This window comes from Hymenobacter sp. YC55, from assembly GCF_029433095.1.
In the GTDB taxonomy this organism is placed as follows: Bacteria; Bacteroidota; Bacteroidia; order Cytophagales; family Hymenobacteraceae; genus Hymenobacter.
In genome coordinates this window covers 998,556-1,022,980 of record NZ_JARNTX010000001.1, presented here as the reverse complement: position 1 = coordinate 1,022,980, position 24,425 = coordinate 998,556, and the positions used below count along the sequence as shown (strand labels likewise).

Here is a 24,425-nt window from a genome sequence, read left to right as displayed (position 1 = left end):
GGGCTGGCAACTCATAACTACCAACTGAACATACACAACCAACAACAATGGCTGAATTCAACAGCGCTGAACACCCGCATCGTCGCTACAACCCGCTTTCCGGGGAATGGATACTGGTGTCGCCGCACCGCTCGAAGCGGCCGTGGCAGGGGCAACAAGAGAAAACGGCGGCAGAAGTACGCCCCGCTTACGACCCTACCTGCTACCTCTGCCCCGGCAACACCCGAGCCAACGGCGCCGTGAATCCGCCCTACGAAGGTACCTTCGTTTTCGACAACGACTTCGCGGCTCTTGTGCCCGATGTGCCTGCGGGCAGCATCAACGTGGGGGGCTTGCTCCGCGCCGAAGCCGAATCGGGAGTGGGTCGGGTAATCTGCTTCTCGCCACGCCACGACCTCACGCTCCCCGAAATGGCAACTTCCGACATTCGGCGGGTAGTGGACGTGTGGATCGACGAGTATACCACCCTCGGCAGCCGGCCAGACATCAACTACGTGCAGATCTTCGAAAACAAAGGCCAGGCGATGGGCGCCAGCAATCCGCACCCGCATGGCCAGATCTGGGCGCAGCGCACAGTGCCGGTGGAACCCGCCAAGGAAACGGTGCAGCAGGCCGCTTACTTTGCCGAGCATGGCCGCAGTCTGCTAACTGACTACCTGGCCATTGAGGTAAAAGAGCAAACCCGCGTGGTGCTCGAAAACGAGCATTTTGTGGTCGTGGTGCCGTATTGGGCGGTGTGGCCCTTCGAGACGCTGCTGGTTCCTCGCCGCCACGTACAGGACGTTACGCAGCTTACCGATGCCGAAAAGGACGCCTTTGCCGATATTCTGCGCCAGCTTACAATCCGCTACGACAACCTGTTCGAGATTTCCTTCCCCTACTCGGCCGGGCTGCACCAGCGCCCCACCGACGGGCAGGCGCACGAAAGCTGGCACTTCCACATGCATTTCTTCCCGCCGCTGCTGCGCTCGGCTACAGTGCGCAAGTTTATGGTGGGCTATGAAATGCTCGGCAACCCCCAGCGCGACGTGACGCCGGAATTCGCCGCCGAACGGCTTCGCAGCTTGCCCGATGTGCATTATAAGCAAACCGCCAAGCAAGAATAGCCTAGTTGCAATTCAAGGCACTATTTACAATCACAAAAAAGGAGGCCCTGGATACCAGGGCCTCCTTTTTGTATCTAAAAACAGACAGCTTGCTACTTGCCGTTTAGCTTTTTGATGAGGTTGATTTCGTCTTGGCGATAGGGCGTACCGTCGCGGTGGAACACTTCGTGGAACCACTCGATGGGCTCACTGCCGTCGGCCAGCGGGGTATCCCACTGGTATTTGGTGTTGGTTTTGCCATCGACCAGGCCCCAGTTGATAGCGCCTACGTTTTGCTTTTTCAGCAAGGGCATAATGGTAGAAAAACGGCTGTTGCGGGTGCGCGCCATGTACTCGGTGCAAATCAGGGGACGGTCGTGCGTTTCGAGTAGTTCTATTACGCGCTGGTGCATGGCGGCATCCTCGTAGTTATGATACGTTATGACGTCGGAATTGAGGGCCTGAAACGAGTTGAGCGCGCCATAATCCCAAGCCCATAAGCCTACACTTAGGGGCTGCGTGGGGTTTACGGCCCGCGCCCAGCTGAATACATTGCGCAGCAGCGGCATAGAAGAAACAAGCTTGCCGGAATTGCCCGGCTCGTTGTACAAGTCCCACAACAAAATGCGGCGGTCGGCCTTAAAGGTGGTCAGCACGTCCTGCACGTAGGGCTTGAGCTTGATGAACGTAGCGGAGTCGCGGGAGGCAGGGTCGCCGGGGTCTTGCAGCCAGCCGGAGTTGTGGATGCCGGTTTTGGGCGCGGGCTGTACCCCAACCTGGGACGTCTTGTTCCAACAATCGTCGAAGAAAACGAAGATGGTTTGGATGTGGTGCTTGTCGGCAATGCCGAGGTAGGTATCGACGCGCTGCTTGAAGCCCTTGGGGTCTTGCTGCCAGGCTAGGCTGTGCAGAAACACGCGCATGGTGTTGAAGCCAATGCCCTCGGCCCAGCCCAATTCCCGGTCGATGGTGGTGGGGTCAAACGTATCGGCCTGCCACATTTCCAGCTGGTTGATGGCCGTGCTAGGAATGAAGTTGGCACCCGACATCCAGGGATGCTCCCGGTACCAGGCCCACGCCTTGGTGGTCGACCAAACCTGGCCGGCCGAGGCACTGACCGTTCCTTTGGTTTTGATCTTGGTTTTTTGCGCCTGCGTGCTGCCCGAAAACAAGAGCAGCAACAGGAAGAATACTAGTTTTTTCATACTGCGGTGGGAAATAGTGATGGTGGATGCGCCCTCGAAGTAAGAGGAAAGAAACAGGCATTACAACACTGTTGGGCTTTACCTCGCAATGACCAAGGCGCATTCCGCTCTGTGTCGGCCCAAAGCCAGCAGCTAGATTTTGTCGGGAATAGATTCTGACAGCTTGAAAACGGCGTATTCGGTCATGTGAAAGCAAGCAATTCCGGAATGCAGTTGGCGAACATCCATTGCTGTGTTTCGCCCGTATAGTCAGCAAACACTACATCCGACTTCTCTCATAAATTCTCCCTCTCATGCTTAAGAACATCCTCTCTACCACGGCTCTGGCAATGGCTTTCTCGGTTGCTACGACTACTGCTTCGCTGGCGCAAGACCAAGTTAAAAGCAAGTCGGACGGCGAAAAGACCAAGGTCAAGGACGGTGAGATGGTCACCAAAACCAAGGCCGACGAAGACGGCAAAATGAAGATCAAGGGCAAGGCCAAGGATGGCAGCAAAATGAAAGCTACCACCAAGCCCCGCGAAGGCAAAGACATGAAGAACATGAAGATGGGCTCCGGCCCTTCGGCTAGCATGGATGCTTCAGGTGCAAGCGGTGTGATGGTAGGCGGCGCCATGATGACCCCTGACAAAGACATTGTAGACAATGCGGTGAGCTCTGCCGAGCACACCACCCTGGTAGGAGCCGTAAAAGCTGGTGGCTTGGTAGAAACGCTGAAGGGCGCAGGTCCTTTCACGGTATTTGCACCCACAAACGCAGCGTTTGAGAAGCTGCCCGCTGGCACTGTTAATACGCTGGTAATGCCTGAAAACAAGGACAAGCTAAGCACCATCCTCACCTACCACGTAGTGCCCGGCCGCTTAATGGCCGCCGACCTGAAGGACGGCCAAACCCTGACCACGGTAGAAGGTGAAACCTTAACCGTAGTGGCCAAAGGCAGTTCTGTAATGCTGCGCGACGCCAAAGGCGGCACAGCCAACGTCACGATTCCGAACGTGGTATCGAGCAACGGTGTCACTCACGTAGTTGATGCGGTACTGATGCCGACCAAGTAAATCGTTGAATGGCTCGGTTGTGAGCTGTTTGAATGAACCATTAGAAAAGGCCCGTTTCTGCAGAAGCGGGCCTTTTTTGTGTTCAGACAGACGTGGTGCGCCCCGGTAGAAGGCAATTCAATAATAATTTATTTATTCAACCAGTACGCTAGAATCACGTCCTTTACCAAACATCTTCCTTTTGCCCAACACCATTACATGAAACACCTTTTCTCTCGACTGCTAGGGGCAGTGCTGACGTTGAGCAGCGTTGCCGCTTCAGCGCAAGTCATGCCACCGGCCCCGCCTGTTTCGTTGCAAGGCCAGCCCCTGAAAGTTTGGCTGCGCCAAAATTGGTACGACGGCCAGCGTACCATTCTCAGCTACAGCGAGGCGCGCGGCAAGATGTACAACTACGTTGATAACCAAAACGGCAGCGTGGTGTGCGTGTACTCCGGCTACACCGAGACTACGCCCCTCGACTCCGCCAACACTAGTCCGGGCGTGGTGACGCGTATTAACTGCGAGCATACCATTCCGCAGTCGTGGTTCAACGAGGAGGTGCGGATGCGTTCCGACATTCACCACCTGTTTCCGACGTACGACACCTGGAATTCCGACCGGGGCTCCGACCCGTTTGCGGAAATTCCGGACGCGCAGACGCTGAAATGGGTGCGGGGCACGCAAAGCCAGACCACCATCCCGACGGCCAACATCAACGAGTGGAGCGAGGACACGAACACGCAGTTCGAGCCGCGCGAAGACCACAAAGGCAACTTGGCCCGGGCGGCGTTCTACTTCTACACCATGCACCAGAAGCAGAGGTTTGATCCGGGCAAAGACACCATCACGGCGCTAGCCGATTTGAACACCCTCTACCAATGGCATCTGGCCGACCCAGTGGATACCCGGGAACGGGAGCGAAACCGCCGCGCCGCCAAAAGCCAGGGCAATTTCAATCCCTACATTGCTTATCCCGACTTGGTGGCCCGGGCTTTCGGGTTTCAAGTGTTGCCTACCTTCAGCTTCACGGCTGCTACTGGCAGCATAGCCGAAGGCAACACGGGTACTACCACCTACACGGCCACAGTTACGCTATCAGCGGCAGCTAGCACGCCGCTCACCGTGCAAGTAGTTCTCGATCCTGCCAATTCCACGGCAATAAGCCCATCTGACTTCACGTTCACCTCGCCCCAGACGCTAACATTTGCCGCCGGACAAACCAGCCAGATGGTAACGGTGACGGTGAATGGCGACGCCACGGCCGAAGCCGATGAAACCGTAGTGCTACAACTGCAAAACGTAGGCAACGGCGGCGCTATCGGCGGCCCCTCGACGCACGCCCTGACCATTACCAACGACGACGGCACGCCCCCTTCGGTTCGGTTTGCAGCGGCCACCGGCTCTATTGTTGAAGGCAATGCGGGCACTACTACCTATACCGTGGATGTGACGGCCGCCAACATTCCGGCGGGTGGCATTACGGTGCCCGTAACCGTGGACGCAGTCAACTCCACCGCCACGGCCGCCGACTTCACGCTGAACACCAGCTCCCTGACATTTGCGGCGGGCACGGCTGCGCAAACGGGAACCGTAACCATCACCGTGACGGGCGACGTAACGCCGGAACCTAACGAGACGGTGCGCCTGCGCCTCGGCACGCCCAGCAATGCGGCGGTGCTGCTCGTGGCGCCCACCACCCACACGCTCACGCTGCTCAACGACGACCAAGCCCCGGCCGGCTCGCCCTGCACCGATTTGTATTTCTCGGAATACATTGAAGGTTCGGCTACCAACACCAAAGCCGTGGAGATTTTCAATCCGACCACCTCGCCCATCAACTTGGCGGGCATCCGCATCGAGCTGTACGCCAACGGGGCCAGAACCCCAACCGCCACCCAAACGCTAACGGGCACCATTGCCCCCGGCGATGTGTACGTGGTAGCCAATACCGGCGTGGTTTCGCCGGTGGTACTCGCCCAAACGGACTTGCAGTCGGCGGTGGGCTTCTTCAACGGCGACGATGCTATTGCCTTGATGGAAGGCTCCGACACGCTCGATATTATTGGCGTAGTGGGCGTGGACCCCGGCACCACCTGGACGATTCCGGGCGGCGGCTCAACCACCGACAACACGCTGGTACGCAAGCCCACCGTGGGCCGCGGCGAGGCGCGCTGGAGCGTGGGCGCCAGCACTTGGCAGGCCGTCGGCACCGACGTATACACCAACCTGGGCAGCCACAGCAGCACCGCCTGCTTGGTTAGCTCCACTACGAAGAATGCCCCCCTGAACACCGGCTTGGCTGTGTACCCGAATCCGGCAACCACGTCCGTGCAAGTGCAAGTACCCGGCCTGCGAGGGCAACACGCAGCCGACATACGCCTCTACAGTGCGCTAGGCCAACTCGTGCTAACGCAAGCCCGCAAACTAACGGGCGCCGACACCGCTACCCTGGATGTGCAACAACTGCCCGCAGGCTTGTATTCTGTACAGGTGACCGTAGACGGCATACGCTACACCAGCCGCGTAGCCGTGAAGCAGTAAACAGCCAGAATAAACAGGAAACACACGAGCCCCCTCCTGGCGTCAGGAGGGGGCTCGTGTGTTTCACTCAAAACCGGGTTACTTGTCTAGTAGCTCCTGGTATTCGGGGTGGCGCTTCACAAAAACGTCCATGAACTTGCAGCTGGTGCGCACCCGCAACCCCTGCTCTTTGGCGTAGGCGAGTCCTTCGCGGGCTAGGGCCTCCCCTACGCCTTTGCCGCGCAGGGCCTCGTCTACAAACGTGTGCGCAAAGTCGATGACTTCGGGGCTAGGCTGGCTGTAAGCAAGCTCGGCGGTATAGCCATCGACGGTGGCAGTGAATTCTTGGTCTTCGGGTTGGTGCTGAACAGAGATGGACATAGCGTGAATGGCAAGCAAATTAGTGGCAACAAGAGAGTACGTAGCCCGGATTTTTTTGGCTGTATCCTAACCGTGCATGGCTCAGTCTGCGTATGCACTCCAGGCTTGAGTACGTCTCGCCTTTCTTGTTCCCCACCCTTCAGCTTTTTCACTGATGCAGAATAGCCCCACTTCCAACAACGTCGATCCGCAGAACAACGAGGATTTCAATAACACGCCGAACAAGTATCCTGAAAACATAGAGCGCGGCGTAAACGACCCCAACGACCATAGCCACATCTCGCACAAATCGACTTTTGGCACTCCACAATACGGCGACTTCGGGCACCCCGACGCGCAGAACAGCGCGGGTACCGAGCCCGAGCGGCGCGCTGGCGCTAACCCCGATGGGCAAGCGGCACCTAGCACCGCCGATCCAAACCAACGCGGCAGCGTACCCCAGAACCTGAACCCTGGAGAAGCCAACCGGGTGAGCGACGACGACTACGAAGACCAGCGCGAAGGTTGGGCTAAAGATGACCCACGCTACGGCGGCGGCACGCGCAACTGGCGCACCAACGAACCCGCCAACCACAGCACGGGCGCCGAACCCGAAACGGACGATTCGGAGCGCGACAACCCCAACGACGGCAGCAACGATAACCCCGACGAATTCAGTGCCCTGCGCCCCGACAAAGGCGCTGGCATTCCAGGCAAATAACACCGTAGGTTGCGCGTAAACCCTTTGCCTTCATTTTACCTCTCCTATCATGGCAGATACTAAAGATCAAAACCAGAACCAGGACCCGGCAGCAGCCCTCGATTCCAACTCGGGCGCGAACCTGACGGAAGAGCAGCGCAAGCACCGTGAGGAACTGTACGGCTATAAGAAAGACGAGGAAGGCACACTTGACACCTCGGCCCGCCTAGAAGACGAAACCACCGGCATTCCCGAAGACACCAACCACGGCCCCGACGCTTCCAACACCATCAACAGAGAAGGTGAGTTTTCGGACCCAGGCTTCAACAATCCTTTCGACGACAACAACCGCTAAACCACAACCAGGTCTTGAATGACCTCGAAAGCCCTCTACAACTTGTGGAGGGCTTTTTTGTGTTAGTTGTCAACCGCATTGCTGCTCGTATGCCCGGCGACCCAGGCGCACGCTCGGTGGCAAGAGCACAGCCGTAGGAAGTACCAGTTAGCCGTCGTGTTTTTCTTACAATCATGCACCTACGCTTGTATCTTCACGGTAGCTCTACTACATCTTGAAACTTCTCCTAAAGTTCTATCGAGCATGAAGCTGCAAGCCATGACGGCCGCGCACTGGCCCGAAGTGCAAACTATTTATGTGGAGGGCATTGCCACCGGCGACGCTACGTTCACCACCACAACACCGAGCTGGGAGGAATGGGACAGCAGCCACCTCCGCCACAGTCGGTTGGTAGCTGTTGACGACGAGGCTACGGGTCACGGCCAAGTGCTGGGCTGGGCGGCTTTGTCTCCGGTGTCGGGGCGATGCGTGTATGGCGGCGTGGCCGAGGTGAGCGTGTACGTGGCCGCCGCAGCCCGCGGGCGCGGAGTGGGGCATCAGTTACTGGCGGCCTTAATCAAGGAATCCGAAGAGAACGGGATTTGGACGCTGCAAGCCGGGATTTTTCCCGAGAATAGCGCCAGCGTAAACATCCACGCCAGAGCTGGTTTCCGCGAAGTAGGTAGGCGCGAGCGAATTGGGCAGTTGCACGGGGTGTGGCGCGATACGCTGTTGCTGGAGCGGCGTAGCGCCGTGGTAGGAGCCGCTGCACTACGCCCCAGCTGTGCGAGCTGAGTAAGCAGTTCAGGGGCTATGTAGTATCACTTCGGGAGCCTGCTACTCGTATATACAACATACCCGTCTGCCCCACCCGCCCTATGCCCACCACCCTCCTTGTTCTGACCGATTTCACCGACGCTTCCGACCAGGCCCTCACCTACGCCGATGCCCTGGCCGTGCCGCTTGGCGCCTCCCTTGTATTGCTCCACATTCGGCGCGAACCCCTCCTCGACACGGAAGCCTTCAACGGCCATATTCAGTACATGAGTGAAGGGGAAATAGCGGCGGACCTGGCCTGCCGCTCTGCTGCGCTAACCTCGTCGGTGGTAGTAGAAACAGCAGTGGACAGCGTGGCAGTGGCCGTACAACAAGCCGTTGCCAAGTATCGCCCCTTGCTTGTAGTGCTAGGCAAGCCCGACAACGCTACCAGTTCCGATGAGTTAGTGGCCAGCACGCCGCGGACCCTGCTCCGGGCCACCTTGGTGCCGTTGCTGCTTGTACCTGTGGGAGCCACCGTGGCCGTGCCTCCGGCCCGGGTCACGCTGGCCGCCGATGGTCATCCGTTTCACCTGCACCCGGAAGTTCTGGAAGCAACCCGCCAGCTATTACTGGCTCTTTCGCCAACTCTTACCGTAACCTATGTAGCCAAGCCAGAAGACAGCGACAATTGCTCTGCTTCTCTTGCTACCGTACAAGACAGTGGCCTAGCAAGTGCAGTACCCGCTGTTCAAACTCACGGCGTACGCAACCGCCACGAGGCAGAGGGCATTCTGCAAGCGGCCACCGAAACTCGCGCCGATTTGCTGTTGGTAGTGGCCCGACGGCGCAGTTTCCTGGATCAGTTGTTCCATCGTAGTGTGTCCACCCAAGTGGTACTGCAAACTTCGGTGCCCGTGCTTTTGCTGTCCGCCAAAGACTAAACAGCAAACGGCGGTCAACCTGCGCTTGCGTAGGTTGACCGCCGTTTGCAGGCTGCCATTCATTTTTTATCTACAGCCGCCAGCCCACTTGCGCACCACCGTACCAGTTGCGGCCCGGAGCTGGCTGGAAGTAGCGGCTGCCAAACGCATTAAGGTCGTTGCCGAGAGAGTAACGGCGGTTGGTGGCGTTTTCGATACCAGCAAACACATCCAAGCCCAATCGGTCGAGGGTGCGGCGCCAGCCAGTACGGGCCGCGAAGGCCCAGTAGCCGGCAGCCTCCACGGTGTTGGCGTCGTTAAGGGGCACGCGGGCTTGGTGGTTGACGGTGGGACTGAGGTAAAACCCGTGTACTTCGCTGAAATCGAGGCCAGTGTTGAGCGTGTGCGGCGCGGTGCCAGTGAGGCGGTTGCCGCTGAAGTTGTTGCCAGCCGACTCGTAGCGCCCGAAACGGTAGTGGTTGTAGGCGTAGCTTGCCCACAGGCGCAGGCCATAAGGTCCGGCCGCCGTTGGGGCGGGGCCAGCCGTAGCGGCCGTAGTAGATACGTCCGCGTTTGGTGTTGTTTGCCACAGCCAACCGCTTAGCGCTACTTCGGCTCCGCGTTGGCGAGTGTTGCCGGAGTTGGCGAAAAGCTGCACGCCCGCCGTGTCGGTACGGGAAACGATGGTTTGGCGCAGCTGGAAATCGTATATGGCCACATCGAATTTCAGCTGCTGGTTGAACAGCGTACCGCGGGCGCCTACCTCGTAGCTGGTGCCGCGCTCCGCCTGCAGGTTACGGTTCAGTTGCCCGTTGGAAGTCCTTATTTCTTCTTCCGTGGGCGGCGAGAAGCCCCGGCTAGCACTGGCGTACACCGATACCTGCGGCGTAACTTCTTTCAGCAAGGCCACGCGCGGGGAAACTTCGGGCCGAAAATTTCGCTCGTACTGGAAGCCCACAAACGGTGGCGTTACGGCATCGGTCAGGCGGTTGACGCGGTAGCGCAGGCGGTTGTAGCTGGCGCCGGCCGTGAGCAGGAAGCCTGCGGGCAACTCGTAATCCGCCTGCGCAAACACGAACCCAGTAACGGCCCGAATTTCATCGTCGTAGCGCAGGGCACCGGGGTTCCCGCCGCGGTTTTGGTAGTTGCGGGAGGTTTCGAAGCCGTTTTGCAGCTCCGCGCCGCCTTGCAGCCGCAGCGTATTGCCGGCTAGTGCCGTGCGGTAGTTAAGCACCGTGCGCCCACCCCCGCCGAGCTGCGTGTTCCGCTCCAGATCCACCAGAAACGGCGTGACAATGTTGCTGCCCGTGCCGTAGAGCGTGGTCCGGCTAACAAGCCGGTCGGTGAAGCGGTACTCGTAGGTACCGCCGAGCAAGGCGGTGCGGGTGGCGTAGCCGGCCTGTTGCTCCACGGTACCGGGCGCGGTGGGCGTACCCGGCCGGGCCTGGCGCGGATTGGCCTCGAATTGGGCGCGGGTGAGGCTGCCGGGTATCTCGTAGTCGAGGTCGGTGTAGAGGGCGTGCAGGGCCAGCGTACTTTTCTCGGTGGGCCGCAATTCGCCGTCCAGCACTAGCACGTCGCGGCGGAGGCTACTTTGCTGGCGGTAGCCGTCCAGGGTCTGGCGGGCGTATTGGGCGCGGAAGTAGCCGGTAGCGGTGCCACTTTCCACCGCCACGGTGCTCCGGCGCAAGCCGTAGGAGCCCGCCGTAAAGCCAACTTGCACCCGCGTCTGACCGGGCAGTGGCCGACGGTTTTCAAGCAGCACGGCCCCTCCCGTACCAGCGCCATACACGCTGGCGGTGGGTCCTTTTACCACTTCCAGGCGGCCAATCTGGCTTGGGTCGAGCAGGTTAAGAGAAGTGCTACCACTGGCCTCCGTGAACGGAATACCCTCGTAGTATACCTTCACGTTGCGCACTCCAAACGGCGAGCGGAGCGTGCTGCCCCGCACGCTGAGGCGGTAGCTGGCCGTAGCTCGTTCCTCTAGCCGCACGCCGGGCAACGTATTCACGGCCTGCGTAAGGGCGTTCTGCGGAAAACGCTCGAAAGTAGCGGCATCCACTACTCCCACAGCAGCAGCCGTGCGGCGCAAGGGCAATTGCTGGCCGTAGCCCGTCACGGTGGTTTCGGGTAGGCGTACGGCGCGGGCAGTATCAGGAACGGCGGTTTGGGCGAAAAGGGAAGTAGGCAGCAGCAACAGTGGCGCGGCGTAGCGGTAGGGCATCAGAAACTCATATAAGATTTAATGCTGCTAACCGTTATTCAGTGGTTAGGGTTGGGGCGAGGTTGAAATCAGTGTTTAAAAATCTATGGTTCAAGCAAGTTCCTTGTTCAGCTATTGCCATGTCAACGCTTTATCTGCCCCGCCGTCACCGTCGGCCCTTGCTGTTGCCCCGCGGCTTAGTAGCGCTTGGGTTTCTGCTGTTACTAGGCTGTAGAGTGCTGGTTGATCAGCCTCGACTTCACCGCTATTCGGTGATGCAGCTGACTATGCCAACCATTTGTGGTAAGCTAAAAGAGCATTACATTTTCTGCCTGCCGTCCGCCAGAGAAATCAGAAAGATGGGAGCTTGGCAAGCTGCCGACTTCACCGGCAACGCTGCCGCCGATAGCAGTACGTTGCGCCAGATTCAGCGCCATTTGCGTGCTATGCAGAATTATTCAACCACTAGCGGTTTACGCATCCACTTCTATACCCAAGCCCGCTATGGAAGTTTGGTAGATGCGCTGGATGAGCTTAATCAATATAATATACCTAAGTATTTTATCGACATCCACTCTTGGGTCACGACGCTATACGTGCTTCCACTTCGCCGCCCGGTAGGTTTTGACGCTACTGCTGAAGCCGAAACTTCGCCTGCTGAAATACCTCCTGCTGCTACCACAGGCGTAAGGCGTTGGCTCGACCGTATCAATAGTCACTTGCAGAGCCAAGCTTGGGGCACCGTTTTGCTCGCCGGACTAAGTGTCTGGCTGCTTGTAGCACTCGGACAATGGTGGCTGCAGGAAGAGTAGCGCATTCTTGTTTCAATATCCGACTAATGACTGCTTCGCTTCATCTCCCCCGCCGTCACCGTCGGCCTTTACTATTCCCGCCGGGTCTGCTGGCGCTGGCGTGGCTATTGTGGTTGGGGTGCGTGATGCTGCCGCGTATGCGGGGAGTCCAAATAGAACACGTACTCCCAGTGCACATGCCCGAATACAGTCTATGTAATAGTACCATAACAGATTCCGATAAATCACGGGAGTTAAGACGTTGGTCTGCTTTGCATCAAATGCCTTATTGTCTTTCTCAGCAGGAGCTTTTAAAATTTCGGCCCTGGCACATAATTAATTTAACGGGTAGTTACTGGCATGATGAATTTGCTTATCGACTAGCAACAATCACAGCTAATAATCTTAATGCAGCCTCAAACCATGATGCGGGAATGAGCATAGTGCTGCCTAATCATGCTAATTATTCTCAGTTAGTGAAAGTATTGGATTGGGCCGAAAACATACATTTGAAAATGTATTGGCTGGATATTAGGCATCAACCCATAACGCTATACGCAATTACTTCTAAACCCTTACCAAACCTTATCACCATCGCAAATTCAGATAATGAGCTTCCTTCTGGCCCCGACGTTTTTTACGATAAGCTATCGGCTACCCAGCAATTTTTCAGCTGGATAACAGCTTTATTTTCTCCAACTAATTATCTCCCCCTTTTTCAACCAGACTGGCGCAACACCACGCTCCTGCTATTGTTGATTGCCGCTCTTTCCGTTATTCGCCTGTACCGCCAGCATCGGACTGGCTAGAAGCTCAGCCGTAACCCAAGCTCGACAAAAGCAGTTGAACGGAACTACTGTTTTGCTTCCCTCAACTCATGAAAACAACTGCTTTACTTGCTGTTGCCTGCTTGGCTGGCTATGCTACCGTTGCTCAAAACGTACCGCCGGAAGGCACACCATTCAAGATGACGGGCAACATCTACTTGCCTAAGAAACTTCCCGTTACCGAGGAGCGTGTAAAGGCCTTGACCGTTCCGGCTGGTTTCACCGTCAGCAAATACGCCGAGGGATTGGATATGCCTCGCATGCTTGCCCTCGCTCCCAACGGCGACGTGTACGTCTCTAACCGCGTGAAAGGCACTGTGACCTTGCTGCGCGATGCCAACAAAGACGGCAAGGTGGAAACAACCAAACAGGTAGCCCAACGCGCGCATCTGCACGGCTTAGCGCTCAAGGACAACAAGCTCTACATTGCCGCCGTGCGGGAACTGTACGTGGCCGACGTGAAGGCCGATGGCACGCTAGGTGAGCTAAAGACGCTCTACAAAGACCTGCCCGACGCTGGCCAGCACGCCAACCGCACTCTCAACTTCGGACCCGATGGCAAGCTCTACCTCTCGGTAGGCAGCACCTGCAACGCCTGCGACGAAGACAACCCCGAAAATGCCACCCTACTTCAAATAAACACCGATGGCTCGGGCCGCCGCGTGTACGCTACCGGCCTGCGCAACACCATCGGCTTCGACTGGCACCCGACCACCAAAGCCCTCTTCGGCATGGACCACGGCATCGACTGGCTCGGCGACGAAGACCAGCAGGAAGAGTTCAACCAGATCAAGGAGGGCGCCAACTACGGCTGGCCTTCCATCATCGCCGACGGCAAGCCCTACCCTGCCAACAAGCCCAAGAGCGGCGAAACCTACGAGCAGTTCGATGCTAAAGCAGTGCGTCCTTTGTTGCTCTACAAAGCGCATTCGGCCCCATTGGGCCTAGTCTTCAACCGTAGCCAGCAGTTGCCAGTTGAATACAAAAATGATGCTTTCGTAACTATGCACGGCTCCTGGAACCGCGCGCAGCCGTCGGGCTACAAAATCGTGCGGGTGCACTTCAACGAGCAAGGCCAACCCCAACAGTTCGAGGATTTCGTGACGGGTTGGCTGGTAGAAGGCGGCAAGTCGGAGTTTGGCCGCCCCTGCGCCATTGTGCAAGCCAGCGACGGTTCGTTGCTGGTGTCTGACGATGACAACGGTGTTATTTATCGGGTGGCGTATACCGGCAACAAAGTCGCCCCAAAGAAAAAGAGCTAAAAGCGAGTGTGTTAGAAGAAAGATGCTAAATCTAGCTCCCCTCCTTGCAAGAAGGAAGGGAGCTTTTAGTTTCTAGTTTTGTTTTTAGAGCAACAGCTGCCTTTTATTTCTTTATGCCCGCCCTTTCTCCCGATCTGCGCAAAGCCTTATTTACCCTTCCCCAACGCGAAAAAGACCAGCTTTTGGCCCGCCTGGTCGCCCAAGATTCTGTGCTGACCGAGCAGCTTACGTTTCGGTTACTGGAGGGGGAAGATGCGCTGGAAATTAGGCGGGAACGGCTGCGTACGCAGGTAGACGACCCCGTGCGCGGCTACCACCAAACCCCCAACGACCTGCTGCACATTGTGCGGCAGCTACAAGCCCGGCTTGCTTATCATGCTCGCATCACCGGCGACACTTTCGGCGAGATAGAGCTGACGCTGCGCTTGCTCACCAACATCTTCCGCCACCAGCCCGCCGCCGTTGCGCAATTGCACGGCCCCACCCAGCCGCTGCTCCAGCACCTGGCCCGCCGCACCCACGACGTGCTCAAGCAAATCGGTAAGCTACACGAAGACTATCATCTGGAGTTCAGTTCGGCCCTCAACGAAGTCTTGACGCTACTTTACGCTTCGGCGGCCGCGCCTCTGGCGCGTGAGTTGGGCGTACCAACCACGTTCAGCTGAGTTAGGAGGCGCTGGTATTTCAACTAGTGCGTAATGCAGTTCAGCCGGCCGATTTACCGTTCGCTGAAAATCCGTTTCAAAAGGCAGGGCAAGAGGCTAGGTTTGGTCTATCAATTCACCAAATCCTCTGGCTTTCCAATGAACCTGCTCGCCTGCATCCGCCCCCTTTCCTTCTGCACCGCCCTGCTGCTAGCCAGCACTTCCTTTGCGGCCACACCCGCGGCGGTAAGTGAAACAGCGTCTACTTCAATTCTTGGTGCTGACGTGCCCGCAGCCCATCCCAACTTCACGGTACGCGTGGTGGGCAAAGGCCGGCCCATGCTTTTGATTCCGGGCCTGACCTGCCCCGGCGCGGTGTGGGACGAAACGGTGGCTCATTATCAAAAACAGTATCAGTGCCACGTGGTATCGTTGGCGGGTTTTGGTGGCACCACGGCCGCGGCCAACACCAACCAATTGCTGCTCAACGTGCGCGACCAACTGCTGGCTTACATCAAAACGCAGAAGCTCGACAAGCCGGTGGTAGTAGGCCACAGCCTAGGTGGGTTCATGGGCCTGTGGATGAGCGTGGCAGAGCCTACCGCCCTTGGGCCGCTGGTAATTGTCGATTCGTTGCCGTTCATGGCTGCCGTGCAAAACCCCGCCCTCACAGTTGAAGCGGCCAAACCAATGGCCGAGAGTATGCGCCAGCAAACCAGCAAAGGCAAGATGGCACCCGCTATGCAGCGCCAAATGGTAGCTGGCCTCGTGACGGATACGGCCCGCCAAGCTCAGCTTGCTCGTTGGGGTCAACTCTCCGACCCCGCCACCGTGGGCCAAGCCATGTACGATATGTACACCACCGACCTGCGCCAAGACGTTGCCCGCATTCAGCAGCCGGTGCTGGTACTCGGGGCCTGGGCAGCCTACCAGCAGTACGGCTCCACCAAGGAAAGCACCAAGGCCGTTTTCGAGCAGCAATATGCCAAGTTGCCTCAGCACCGCATCGAAATGTCGGAAGCCGGCCGGCACTTCCTCATGTACGACGACACCAACTGGTTTTTCGCGCAGGCCGATGCGTTTTTAGGGCAAAACAAAGTGGCGAAGAAGTAGAGTCAGGGCTTCCGGGTCGTGGTGGGCTTGGTGCCTCTGCCGAACTCGCCACGACCCGCATATTTCACCTACTACTTCTTCAAGCACCTCCATCGATCCACTATGCTACTCGAAAAAGAATTTGCCGCGCTACAGCTCGAACTGTCGGTGAAAGCCAAGAATGGGCTGGATTTCATTGTAGCCGCCAGCCTGGTTTGGGCGGCTATTGCCTTCGTCTGGACGCTGCCTAATACGCCGGGGCTAAATGGGTTTATTACGTTTTTTGTGGGCGCGGCCACTCTGCCGCTAGCGTGGCTTTTTTCCAAAGTCTTGGGCACCACCTGGAGTATTGCGCGCAACCCACTCCAGCCGTTGGGTTTGTGGCTGAATTTTGCGCAGCTGTTTTACTTCCCCATTCTGATGTTCATGTACAGCAAGTATCCTGCGTATTTTATCATGACGTACGGCATCATTACGGGGGCTCATTTCTTTCCTTACGCCTGGTTTTACAAGGCCAAGCCTTTTGCCATTATGGCCGGCGTTATTTCTATAGGTTGCCTGCTGATCGGGGTTCGTACTTCGGAAGCAACCTTGTACTTGGTGCCGGTTTTTATGGTCTGCTCATTGGCAGTTTTGGGCGGGCTGCTTTATGTTTCGTATCGCCGAAACCAGAAAGTGTACCTTCTCTTGGTAAGGCAATCCGAGTAACTTGAGCACCGCTGCTCTTATTCCATCCTTATGTTTTCGTACGCCGCCGTTCCGCCGCCCAGCCGCCTGTACTGGTGGTGTCAGTTACTCGGGTGGAGCCTGTATTTTCTGATTTCCGTAGCAGCTTTCGCCTTTATGGGAGTCCGCTCCCGCGAGATGCTAACCATCAACTTGGTTATCGCCGCCACTATGTTGGCCATTACCCACTGGCTGCGCTACCACATTCGGGCCAACCGCTGGGAACAACTGCCGCCCTTGCCGTTGCTAGGCCGCTTATTGGTGACGCACGCCGTATTAGCCGTGATTAGCCAGGTCATCATTTGGGCGATTATCATCTTGGTGATTCAGCCCACTGGCAATGGAAAACCGCAGGGCTGGCCCCAGTTTATAGGCTATGCCATCAACGTCAACATCTTGCTGTGGCTGTGGGCCGGCTTTTACTTGGGGTGGCACTACCTAACCAGCTACAAGCAAGCCGAGGTAGACAAATGGAAGCTAAGCGCTGCCGTGCAGGAAGCGGAAATGCGCACCCTGAAGGCCCAAATCAACCCGCACTTCATGTTCAACGGGCTCAACAACATTCGGGCCCTGGTAATGGAAGACCCCGCCCGGGCCCGCGACATGATTACGCACCTCTCCGATTTGCTGCGCTATTCCATCCAACTCAACAGCGCCGAGCGGGTGCCCTTGAGCCGGGAACTGGAAATTGTGGGGCATTATCTGGAGCTGGAGGCTATGCAGCTGGAAGAGCGCCTCACCTACTCGCTCGACGTGGACCCAGCGGCGCTGCCCGTCCTCATCCCGCCTATGACCTTGCAACTGCTCGTCGAAAATGCCATCAAGCACGGCATTGCGCCCCGCCCCGAAGGCGGCAGCATTCAGCTTACGGCCCAGCTCGATGCGGCTACTGCCCAGCTGCACATTGCCGTGCGCAACACCGGCCGCTACCAGCCCAAGCCTAATCACGAGGGTGTAGGCCTACGCAATGCCCGCGAGCGGCTAGCCCTGCTTTTCGGTAGCGCCGCCACGCTGCACCTCGGCAACGATGAGGCAACCACCGAAACAGTAGTGGCGCAGCTGCGCGTGCCCGTGCATGTTACCACGGCAGTTCTTACTGCCTAATTCTGCTGCTTACCTTAACTTCCGCATGAACATCCTTCTCGTTGATGATTCCCGCTTGGCCCGTACCGAGCTGCGCCACTTGCTGCAAGCCTTCCCCGACGTGGCCGTAGTAGGCGAAGCGCGACACGCCGCCGAGGCCCGCACCCGAATTCAGGAACTACAGCCCGACTTACTCCTCCTCGATATCCATATGCCCGGCGAAACCGGCTTCGAGCTGTTGGCCTCACTCGAAGCCGCTCCCCATGTCATTTTTACTACTGCCTACGACGAGTATGCCCTTCGTGCCTTTGAGGTCAACGCCCTCGACTATCTGCTCAAACCCATCGAGGCCAGCCGACTGGCAGCTGCACTGAGCAAGGCCCGCCTCAAATTAGGTTCTGCTGCCTCGGCCGATGCGGTTCCCGTGTCCACTCCCGCACTAGCAGAACCCGCTCCCACCCCCCTAACCGAACACGACCAAGTGTTTGTGAAAGATGGGGAGAGATGCTGGTTTGTGCGGCTGACCGACATTCGGCTTTTCGAAATCAACGGCAGCTACACCCAAATCTACTTCGACCAGCACCGTCCGCTTATTCCGCGCACCTTGCAGCACTTAGAGCAGCGCCTCGACCCGCGCGTATTTTTCCGGGCGAACCGCCAGCAAATCATCAACCTCAAATGGGTTGATAACATCGAGCCCTGGTTTAGTAACTCGTTGAAAATCCAGCTTCGCGGGGGGCCTGAAGTGGAAGTTTCGCGCCAACAATCCATCCGGTTTCGTGAATTGTTGAGCTTGTAGCTTTATCATACCCACCAAAACTTGATGGGGGCTACCATTCAATTGATGTCCTAAAGCGTTGTTGTAAAGCAGAAGTCGGCCTTGGTCTTTGCAAACAATGCACGCGCTAGTAGAATGACAACCAAGCTCATGCGTATTGAAGGTTGCTTGCTGTTAGAACGTTAGTAGGCTCGTATTACGCAAGACAGCGTATCCTTTGCGCGCCAAAAGCTGTATCTTATTCTATCCGCATCTAAAACCTACCAGCTGTTCGCCATGTCTACTACTTCTCCGCAGCACGCCCGCGTGCCTTTGCACCTCTCCGACAAGGACATCCGCCAAGCCCTCGACGACCTCGACACTAAAATCAAGACGCTACGTAACCGCGCACACGCCACTACGGCCGGGGCACCACACACCTACCACGAGCACATAGCGGCTTTGGAAGTGAAGCGCAACAAACTAGCCGAGCAGCTAGGGCCAGAGCCAGCTCACGATGCAAAACCCTCCGACCAAGACCATAGCGCGTGGTCTGAGATATGGCACGGCATTGAGAACCTACGCAACGATCTACGCAACATCATCTAGCCCCTTCTTACCTCTTGATGAGCATTGCAGGGGCTGTTTACGACTATTTAGCCCTTTCTAGCCTGTTTTGAAGGCGAGTTGGAGTAATACCACCTAGTTCTTCTAATACCGAAGAGACGCTTCCATGGAAGCGTCTTTTTTTATGCTCTTACCTCATCACAAGTGCTAGTTCACTCCATCAGCACGAATGCACCGCTATTCCCGGCTACTTGTAAATCCCTGATCTGTCACGCCGCCTTTACAGGCTGAGGTAGATCAGGGCTTTCATTTTCAGCATGGCTCCGCTTTAGTAGCAATTGCGCTTCTGCTAGACACCTGTTTCCTGTTTAAAACAAAGCAGTCTTATTATAAAAAAACTAATTTCTGTAGCTTGCTATTATAATTAAATTCAGGATTGATATTGTACAAAATGCTTGCACTGCCATAAAACATCTACTACCAACTACTACATATATTACAACCTCATAAAATTTATCAATTATTGGTATTATATAAAGTTATTGATATGAATCAGCTTATAAAGCCCTTTTAAGCCGTTTTTCTTGATTAGGTTTACTAATCGAAAGTTGGATGCCTCAATGTATAATTCAACATACTTACAAAGGGCATCGTGTGAAAGGGGCGTTTAGCAGTTGGTTAATTTTGCACTATGGACAAATCTTTACCATCGTTCAAATTAGTATTATTCCTAATTCTGGCTTGGTTTCCCTTTATGGGAGTGACACAGCCTGCTACCATTCAGTCATCGCCAACATGGGGGCAAGGCGTGGCTGAAGCCCCTATCACGTTGCCTGGCACGCTGGTATTCAAGATTAAGCCAGAGTTTCGACCTCAAGCATCCTCTGATGCAGTAGCTGGCCCGGTGCTGGACGCCTTATTGCGCCGCCTTGGCGCCACGCAGATACAGCAAAAGTTTCCTAATACGATACGTCCAAACTACGAGCGGCCCGGCGCCGTCGATTTGAGCTTGGTATACCAAGTGTGGTTCAACGAGGAAGTTTCGATAAGCAAAGCGCAGAATGCGTTGCTGAACACGGGCGTGCTGGAGTACGCTGAACCGCTGTATTACCGCGCCCCCCTCTATCTGCCCAGCGATCCGCTGGCCGATTCTACGATTGCTCCTGGTCAGTATCACTTGAAAAAAATCCGCGCCTACCAAGCTTGGGATTTAACGCAAGGAGACACCACAGTCCTGATTGGCATCACCGATACCGGCTTTCGGCTTTCCCACCAGGACTTGGCCGGTCAGTGGCAGCGCAATTACCAAGACCCACCCGACGGCATCGACAACGACCACGACGGCTACGTCGACAACTACCGCGGCTGGGATTTTGCTGATCGTGACAACAACCCCGCTCCAAACTCGGCGTCACAGCCGCTACACGGCGTGCACACCGCCGGCGCAGCATCGGGCCGCGCCGACAATGGGGCCGGTATTGCCGGCGTAGGGTTTAAGTGCCGTTTTCTACCGCTCAAAATCTATCCAAGCACTGCCACAGGCAGCTTCGCTGGCTACGAGGCCATCGTGTATGCTGCCGACCATGGCTGCAAAATCATCAATATGTCGTGGGGTGGCGCCGGGGGCCGCTCCCAGTTCGAGCAGGATGCCATAACGTACGCAGCCATCAACCGCGACGTGGTGTTGGTAGCATCGGCTGGCAACACCAATGCCGAGCTAGATTTCTACCCAGCTAGCTACGACCACGTGCTGTCAGTTGGCTGGTGCGGCGCTACCGATATCCGGTCAGCTAGTGCTACCTATAGCCGCCGTATAGATCTGATAGCGCCCGGTGAAGCAATTTATACCACTTGGGGCGATACTGACGCTGATTACATCCGCGCCAGCGGCTCCTCGTTTTCGGCACCTCTGGTGGCAGGTGCAGCCGCATTGGTACGGGCTCGGTTTCCGCAGCTTTCGGCAGCGCAAGTAATTGCGCAGCTACGCGCCACCACCGATAACGTGTACAATCTGCCCGGCAACGCTGCTTATATCGGTAAGCTAGGTACCGGCCGCCTGAACGTATTTCGTGCTGTGCAAGCCAACAATCAGCACGCGGTGCGGCTCACACAATGTTTATTCAACCCAACCAAACCGATTTATCAGCTCAACGACACCATTCGGCTGACCGTCGAGATGCAGAACTTACTGCAACCGATGCAAAACTTAACCTTGACCGTTACGTCGCTTTCGCCCTACGTCACGGTGCGGCAGGGCTCGTTTACGACCACAGGGTTGGGCACTATGTCCAGGGTTTCCAATGCTGCCACGCCGTTTCAGTTGCTAGTAGCATCGGCAGCGCCTACCAATACGTCCGTGACGTTGCGCTACCGCCTCTCCGACCCTGCCACTGGCTACCAGGATGACCAGTACACTACCGTCGTTATCAATCCGGAATACGTGGTGCTGAATGCCGGTAATTTGGCCGTTACCCTTTCGCACCGCGGCAACTTAGGTGCCGATGGGCTCGGGTCAGATAAAGGGGAAGGCGTGCGCTATAAAGGTGGCAACTCTATGCTGTACGAGGGTGGCTTATTGCTCGGCACTGGCACCACTCGCATTTCCAGCCGCCTGCGCAACGACCGTAACAGCACGGATGTAGACTTCTACACGCAGGCGCAAACCACCCTGCGCCGCCAAACCGCGTACGCCAACTTAACGGCCACTGGCATCCTGCGCGATTCCTTACCAAGTGCAACCCGCAACCGCACCGTAGGGGTGCAGGTCCGCCAGCAGGGAAACTCATGGGGCCAAGGCGTGGAGCGCGACTACGTGACGATGGAATACCAGATCAAAAACGTAACTGCTGATACCTTAAAACCCCTCTACGCTGGCATATTTGCCGACTGGGACATGGGTACTTATAATCATAATGCTGTGGTTTGGGATTCGGTACGACACCTCAGCTATGCTTATAATGTGGACGCGCCCAATGCCTATGTGGGTGTGCAGTGGTTGCGGGGCGGTACCGTATCTAGCTACGCCATTGATGTAAATGCGCCCGTGGGCAGTGCAGTTCGTCTTGCCAATGGCTTCAGTCGGGCCGAAAAAATGCTGACTTTGAGCAGTGGTACCCGCCAACGCACAGCTGGCGTAGCCAAAGGCACTGACATCGCGCAGGTAGTGGCCGCTGTAATGCCTTCCCTAGCTCCCTCCGACTCAGTGGTCGTCACGTTTGCAATAGTTGCAGCCCCTACCCTAGCCCAATTACAGATAGCCGCCGACGATGCCATAGCCCGCTATACGCAAAGCCAACTATTACCCGTCCGGCCGGCTGTTGCACAGGTGGCGTGGCAGTTGTACCCCAATCCTACTTCCGGCCAAGTTCGGGTGGAAGTGCCAGCTAGTTTTGGTGGCAAACGCCTAGAGGTATTAAGCCCCCTCGGCCAACTGGTAAAGCAGCAAGCATTACTTGGCTCAACTGCCACGCTGGATTTGCAGGAGCTACCCGCTGGTGTCTATGTAGTGCGCGTACAAGGCACTACCGGTAGCTTGACCCGGCGCGTAGTACTGACGCATTAAGAGTATAACATAACGAAGCGCTCCACGCGGAGGAAAAAGCACTCTTTTTCCTCCGCGTGGAGCGCTTCGTTATCCTATGTTCGCCTACTCGCCGTAAAATGGCTGCTGAGAAGGAAGAGGGAGGAGTAAGATTCGCTCGTTATGGAGCCTGTGAGCTCGTTTAACATGACAATCCCTTCCCTTTTCTGGGACCACTTTGGACCGTTCCATGAAGCCAGTGAGCTTGTATCAGGATAGCAAAAGACTCCCTAGAAGTCCTTCTTCCCTTCACCTCTTTCTCATCGCCCAGGTATGGATCCGCAACTTCCTCTTCCCGTGGTTGGCATTGACGTGAGCAAAGCCTCGCTCGCCATCTGTTCCTTGTGTCAAGAACAGGTACAGCACCTAGAAGTCAGCAACAGCAAAGCCGGCTTTCAGCAGGTAGTGAAGGCCTGTGGGGCGCACTGCCTGTTCGTCATGGAAGCCACCGGCACCTACTACTTATCCCTCGCCTATTATCTGCACGAACAAGGCGGCCAAGTGGCCGTGCTTAATCCGTTGGTCATCAAACGCTTTATCCAGATGCATCTGAGTAAAAGCAAGAGTGACCGAAAAGATGCCCAGTGGCTGCTGCGCTATGGCCAGCAGCAAGCAGTCAAGATCTGGCAACCCGATGAGCAAGTGTTGGTGGAGTGCCGACAACTTGAGCAACTCAATGAACAGCTACTCAAGCAGAAAACCATGATCAGCAACTCCTTGGAGGCGCTGCAGCAACAACCGGTCATCAGCAAAGCCGCCCTAAAACGACTGCAACAGATCCTGAAAGCGCTCACCAAACAAGTGCAAGAAGTCGAAGCCGAGTTACTTGCCTTATTGGAACAGCGCTTTCACACGGAGATGACGCTCTTATGCTCGATTCCGGGAATTGGCCGCAAGACGGCGGGCATGCTCCTCTTGTTTGCCGGTGGCTTCACGCGCCTGGACAACTACCGTCAACTCATTGCCATGGCCGGCTTGTCCCCGCGCGAGCACACGTCGGGCACGAGCATTCGCGGCAAGGTGCGCATCACCAAAATGGGTGGGGGCTTGATCCGCGGCAAGCTGTTCATGTGCAGCTTCTCGGCCAAGAAAACGAATGCGGCTTGTAAGGCCATCTACGAGCGGCTCGTGGCGAAAGGAAAGAATGGCAAAGTGGCCCTGATTGCCGTCTGCAACAAGCTGCTCAAACAAGCCTTTGCCATCGTTAAATCGGGGGTACCTTACCAAGCCGATTTTACCTCAAAACTGGCCCTCAACTCTTGACTTTCAACACCGTTCATGTTGAGCCCACGAGTAGCAGAAATAGCAAGCACAACACCTACCTATTTCACTCTAGCTAAAAAGAATATTGCAGAGCCTCCCTTGCTAAAATAGTATGGTTTTATACACGGTGCTAAATATTTCAGTGTGCACTCAGGCTGTAAGCAGAAAACAGGTACCTACAGCAGTACACAAAAGCACATAGTTTGTAGATAGGGAACTAACCACCGGTTAACTAATATTTTTAGCATATACCTACTGATCAGCTTCAGCTTTACCTCAAGCACAGCTGTATATTGCACAACCTATATAGTTATTAAGACTGGATTAAATGGCAATTAAGGCACTTTTAATCACAAAAAAGAAGGGCTAATCTTTTTAGAATCGGTTAATATCCGTATCTTTGGATATGTCGAAAGTAAAGCTTCCCGTTCCGCCGCCTGTACAGCAATATGCTCGCTGTGTAGATGACAGCCGCCGCCCCTCCGACCACATTGGTGACTGGCCTAAAGCCGGCCAAGTGTATCCTATCCAGGTGCGCCGCAACGCGCGCACTGGGTTACCTCAAATCCATGTGTTGGGTTTCTATGCTGAGCAGCCTTACGGAGCCTTTGCCCGCCACCGCTTCGAAACGGTAGCCGAGGTTTGGCTTAACTAGGCGCTCCACCCATTTTCTCGCCATCCTCTTTCCCGGCTGCTTCCGTCTTACTAGA

At 56.2% G+C, this 24,425-nt stretch carries 22 protein-coding genes; 19 read left to right on the top strand and 3 right to left on the bottom strand.

Annotated elements, in window-relative coordinates:
• Positions 1–47: 47 nt before the first annotated feature.
• On the top strand, positions 48–1,106 hold the full coding sequence (locus P1X16_RS04385) for a UDP-glucose--hexose-1-phosphate uridylyltransferase (RefSeq protein WP_277226638.1): 1,059 nt from the start codon (positions 48–50) through the stop codon (positions 1,104–1,106).
• Positions 1,107–1,198: 92 nt separating this feature from the next.
• Here P1X16_RS04385 and P1X16_RS04380 read toward each other — a convergent pair whose 3' ends face one another.
• Positions 1,199–2,290, bottom strand: a complete 1,092-nt coding sequence (locus P1X16_RS04380) for a glycoside hydrolase family 2 TIM barrel-domain containing protein (RefSeq protein WP_277226637.1) — start codon at positions 2,288–2,290, stop codon at positions 1,199–1,201.
• Between the two features lie 542 nt (positions 2,291–2,832).
• Between P1X16_RS04380 and P1X16_RS04375 the strand changes: the two genes are divergently transcribed.
• Together P1X16_RS04375 and P1X16_RS04370 are read left to right on the top strand one after the other, a co-directional pair.
• Entirely contained in the window at positions 2,833–3,345 is a 513-nt protein-coding gene (locus tag P1X16_RS04375) for a fasciclin domain-containing protein (RefSeq protein ID WP_277229454.1), read from the top strand.
• A 198-nt stretch (positions 3,346–3,543) separates the two neighbouring features.
• Positions 3,544–5,868 (top strand): endonuclease, encoded by a 2,325-nt coding sequence (locus P1X16_RS04370; RefSeq protein ID WP_277226636.1) that lies wholly within the window; start codon positions 3,544–3,546, stop codon positions 5,866–5,868.
• A gap of 78 nt (positions 5,869–5,946) precedes the next feature.
• Here the strand turns inward: P1X16_RS04370 and P1X16_RS04365 are convergent, their stop codons facing one another.
• Positions 5,947–6,228 (bottom strand): GNAT family N-acetyltransferase, encoded by a 282-nt coding sequence (locus tag P1X16_RS04365; RefSeq protein WP_277226635.1) that lies wholly within the window; start codon positions 6,226–6,228, stop codon positions 5,947–5,949.
• 154 nt (positions 6,229–6,382) lie between these two features.
• Between P1X16_RS04365 and P1X16_RS04360 the strand changes: the two genes are divergently transcribed.
• The 4 genes from P1X16_RS04360 to P1X16_RS04345 all read left to right on the top strand — a co-directional run bounded on the left by P1X16_RS04360 (position 6,383) and on the right by P1X16_RS04345 (position 8,941).
• Complete coding sequence (locus tag P1X16_RS04360) at positions 6,383–6,928, top strand: hypothetical protein (RefSeq protein ID WP_277226634.1); 546 nt, start codon at positions 6,383–6,385, stop codon at positions 6,926–6,928.
• A gap of 49 nt (positions 6,929–6,977) precedes the next feature.
• Positions 6,978–7,262: a hypothetical protein gene (locus tag P1X16_RS04355; RefSeq protein ID WP_277226633.1), complete on the top strand. Its 285-nt coding sequence runs from the start codon at positions 6,978–6,980 to the stop codon at positions 7,260–7,262.
• Between the two features lie 243 nt (positions 7,263–7,505).
• Entirely contained in the window at positions 7,506–8,036 is a 531-nt protein-coding gene (locus tag P1X16_RS04350) for a GNAT family N-acetyltransferase (RefSeq protein ID WP_277226632.1), read from the top strand.
• 83 nt (positions 8,037–8,119) lie between these two features.
• Complete coding sequence (locus P1X16_RS04345) at positions 8,120–8,941, top strand: universal stress protein (protein ID WP_277226631.1); 822 nt, start codon at positions 8,120–8,122, stop codon at positions 8,939–8,941.
• A gap of 70 nt (positions 8,942–9,011) precedes the next feature.
• Here the strand turns inward: P1X16_RS04345 and P1X16_RS04340 are convergent, their stop codons facing one another.
• A complete protein-coding gene (locus P1X16_RS04340) occupies positions 9,012–11,144 on the bottom strand; it encodes a TonB-dependent receptor (RefSeq protein ID WP_277226630.1) in 2,133 nt (710 codons plus the stop codon).
• A gap of 215 nt (positions 11,145–11,359) precedes the next feature.
• Between P1X16_RS04340 and P1X16_RS04335 the strand changes: the two genes are divergently transcribed.
• The 12 genes from P1X16_RS04335 to P1X16_RS04280 all read left to right on the top strand — a co-directional run bounded on the left by P1X16_RS04335 (position 11,360) and on the right by P1X16_RS04280 (position 24,370).
• The gene (locus P1X16_RS04335; protein WP_277226629.1) at positions 11,360–11,935 is read left to right on the top strand and encodes a hypothetical protein; all 576 of its coding nucleotides are present in this window, start codon (positions 11,360–11,362) and stop codon (positions 11,933–11,935) included.
• Positions 11,936–12,111: 176 nt separating this feature from the next.
• The gene (locus P1X16_RS04330; RefSeq protein ID WP_277226628.1) at positions 12,112–12,723 is read left to right on the top strand and encodes a hypothetical protein; all 612 of its coding nucleotides are present in this window, start codon (positions 12,112–12,114) and stop codon (positions 12,721–12,723) included.
• Between the two features lie 68 nt (positions 12,724–12,791).
• Positions 12,792–14,003: a PQQ-dependent sugar dehydrogenase gene (locus P1X16_RS04325; RefSeq protein WP_277226627.1), complete on the top strand. Its 1,212-nt coding sequence runs from the start codon at positions 12,792–12,794 to the stop codon at positions 14,001–14,003.
• Positions 14,004–14,116: 113 nt separating this feature from the next.
• Entirely contained in the window at positions 14,117–14,668 is a 552-nt protein-coding gene (locus tag P1X16_RS04320; RefSeq protein ID WP_277226626.1) for a hypothetical protein, read from the top strand.
• A gap of 138 nt (positions 14,669–14,806) precedes the next feature.
• Positions 14,807–15,760, top strand: coding sequence for an alpha/beta hydrolase (locus tag P1X16_RS04315; RefSeq protein WP_277226625.1), 954 nt, complete (start codon positions 14,807–14,809; stop codon positions 15,758–15,760).
• A 102-nt stretch (positions 15,761–15,862) separates the two neighbouring features.
• The gene (locus P1X16_RS04310) at positions 15,863–16,447 is read left to right on the top strand and encodes a hypothetical protein (RefSeq protein ID WP_277226624.1); all 585 of its coding nucleotides are present in this window, start codon (positions 15,863–15,865) and stop codon (positions 16,445–16,447) included.
• 30 nt (positions 16,448–16,477) lie between these two features.
• Positions 16,478–17,569 (top strand): histidine kinase, encoded by a 1,092-nt coding sequence (locus P1X16_RS04305; RefSeq protein ID WP_277226623.1) that lies wholly within the window; start codon positions 16,478–16,480, stop codon positions 17,567–17,569.
• 25 nt (positions 17,570–17,594) lie between these two features.
• Positions 17,595–18,347: a LytTR family DNA-binding domain-containing protein gene (locus P1X16_RS04300; protein WP_277226622.1), complete on the top strand. Its 753-nt coding sequence runs from the start codon at positions 17,595–17,597 to the stop codon at positions 18,345–18,347.
• Between the two features lie 255 nt (positions 18,348–18,602).
• A complete protein-coding gene (locus tag P1X16_RS04295) occupies positions 18,603–18,914 on the top strand; it encodes a hypothetical protein (RefSeq protein WP_277226621.1) in 312 nt (103 codons plus the stop codon).
• 718 nt (positions 18,915–19,632) lie between these two features.
• A complete protein-coding gene (locus P1X16_RS04290; RefSeq protein ID WP_277226620.1) occupies positions 19,633–22,434 on the top strand; it encodes a S8 family peptidase in 2,802 nt (933 codons plus the stop codon).
• Positions 22,435–22,725: 291 nt separating this feature from the next.
• Entirely contained in the window at positions 22,726–23,715 is a 990-nt protein-coding gene (locus P1X16_RS04285) for an IS110 family transposase (protein ID WP_277226619.1), read from the top strand.
• A gap of 406 nt (positions 23,716–24,121) precedes the next feature.
• Positions 24,122–24,370, top strand: coding sequence for a hypothetical protein (locus P1X16_RS04280; protein ID WP_277226618.1), 249 nt, complete (start codon positions 24,122–24,124; stop codon positions 24,368–24,370).
• Positions 24,371–24,425: the final 55 nt, after the last annotated feature.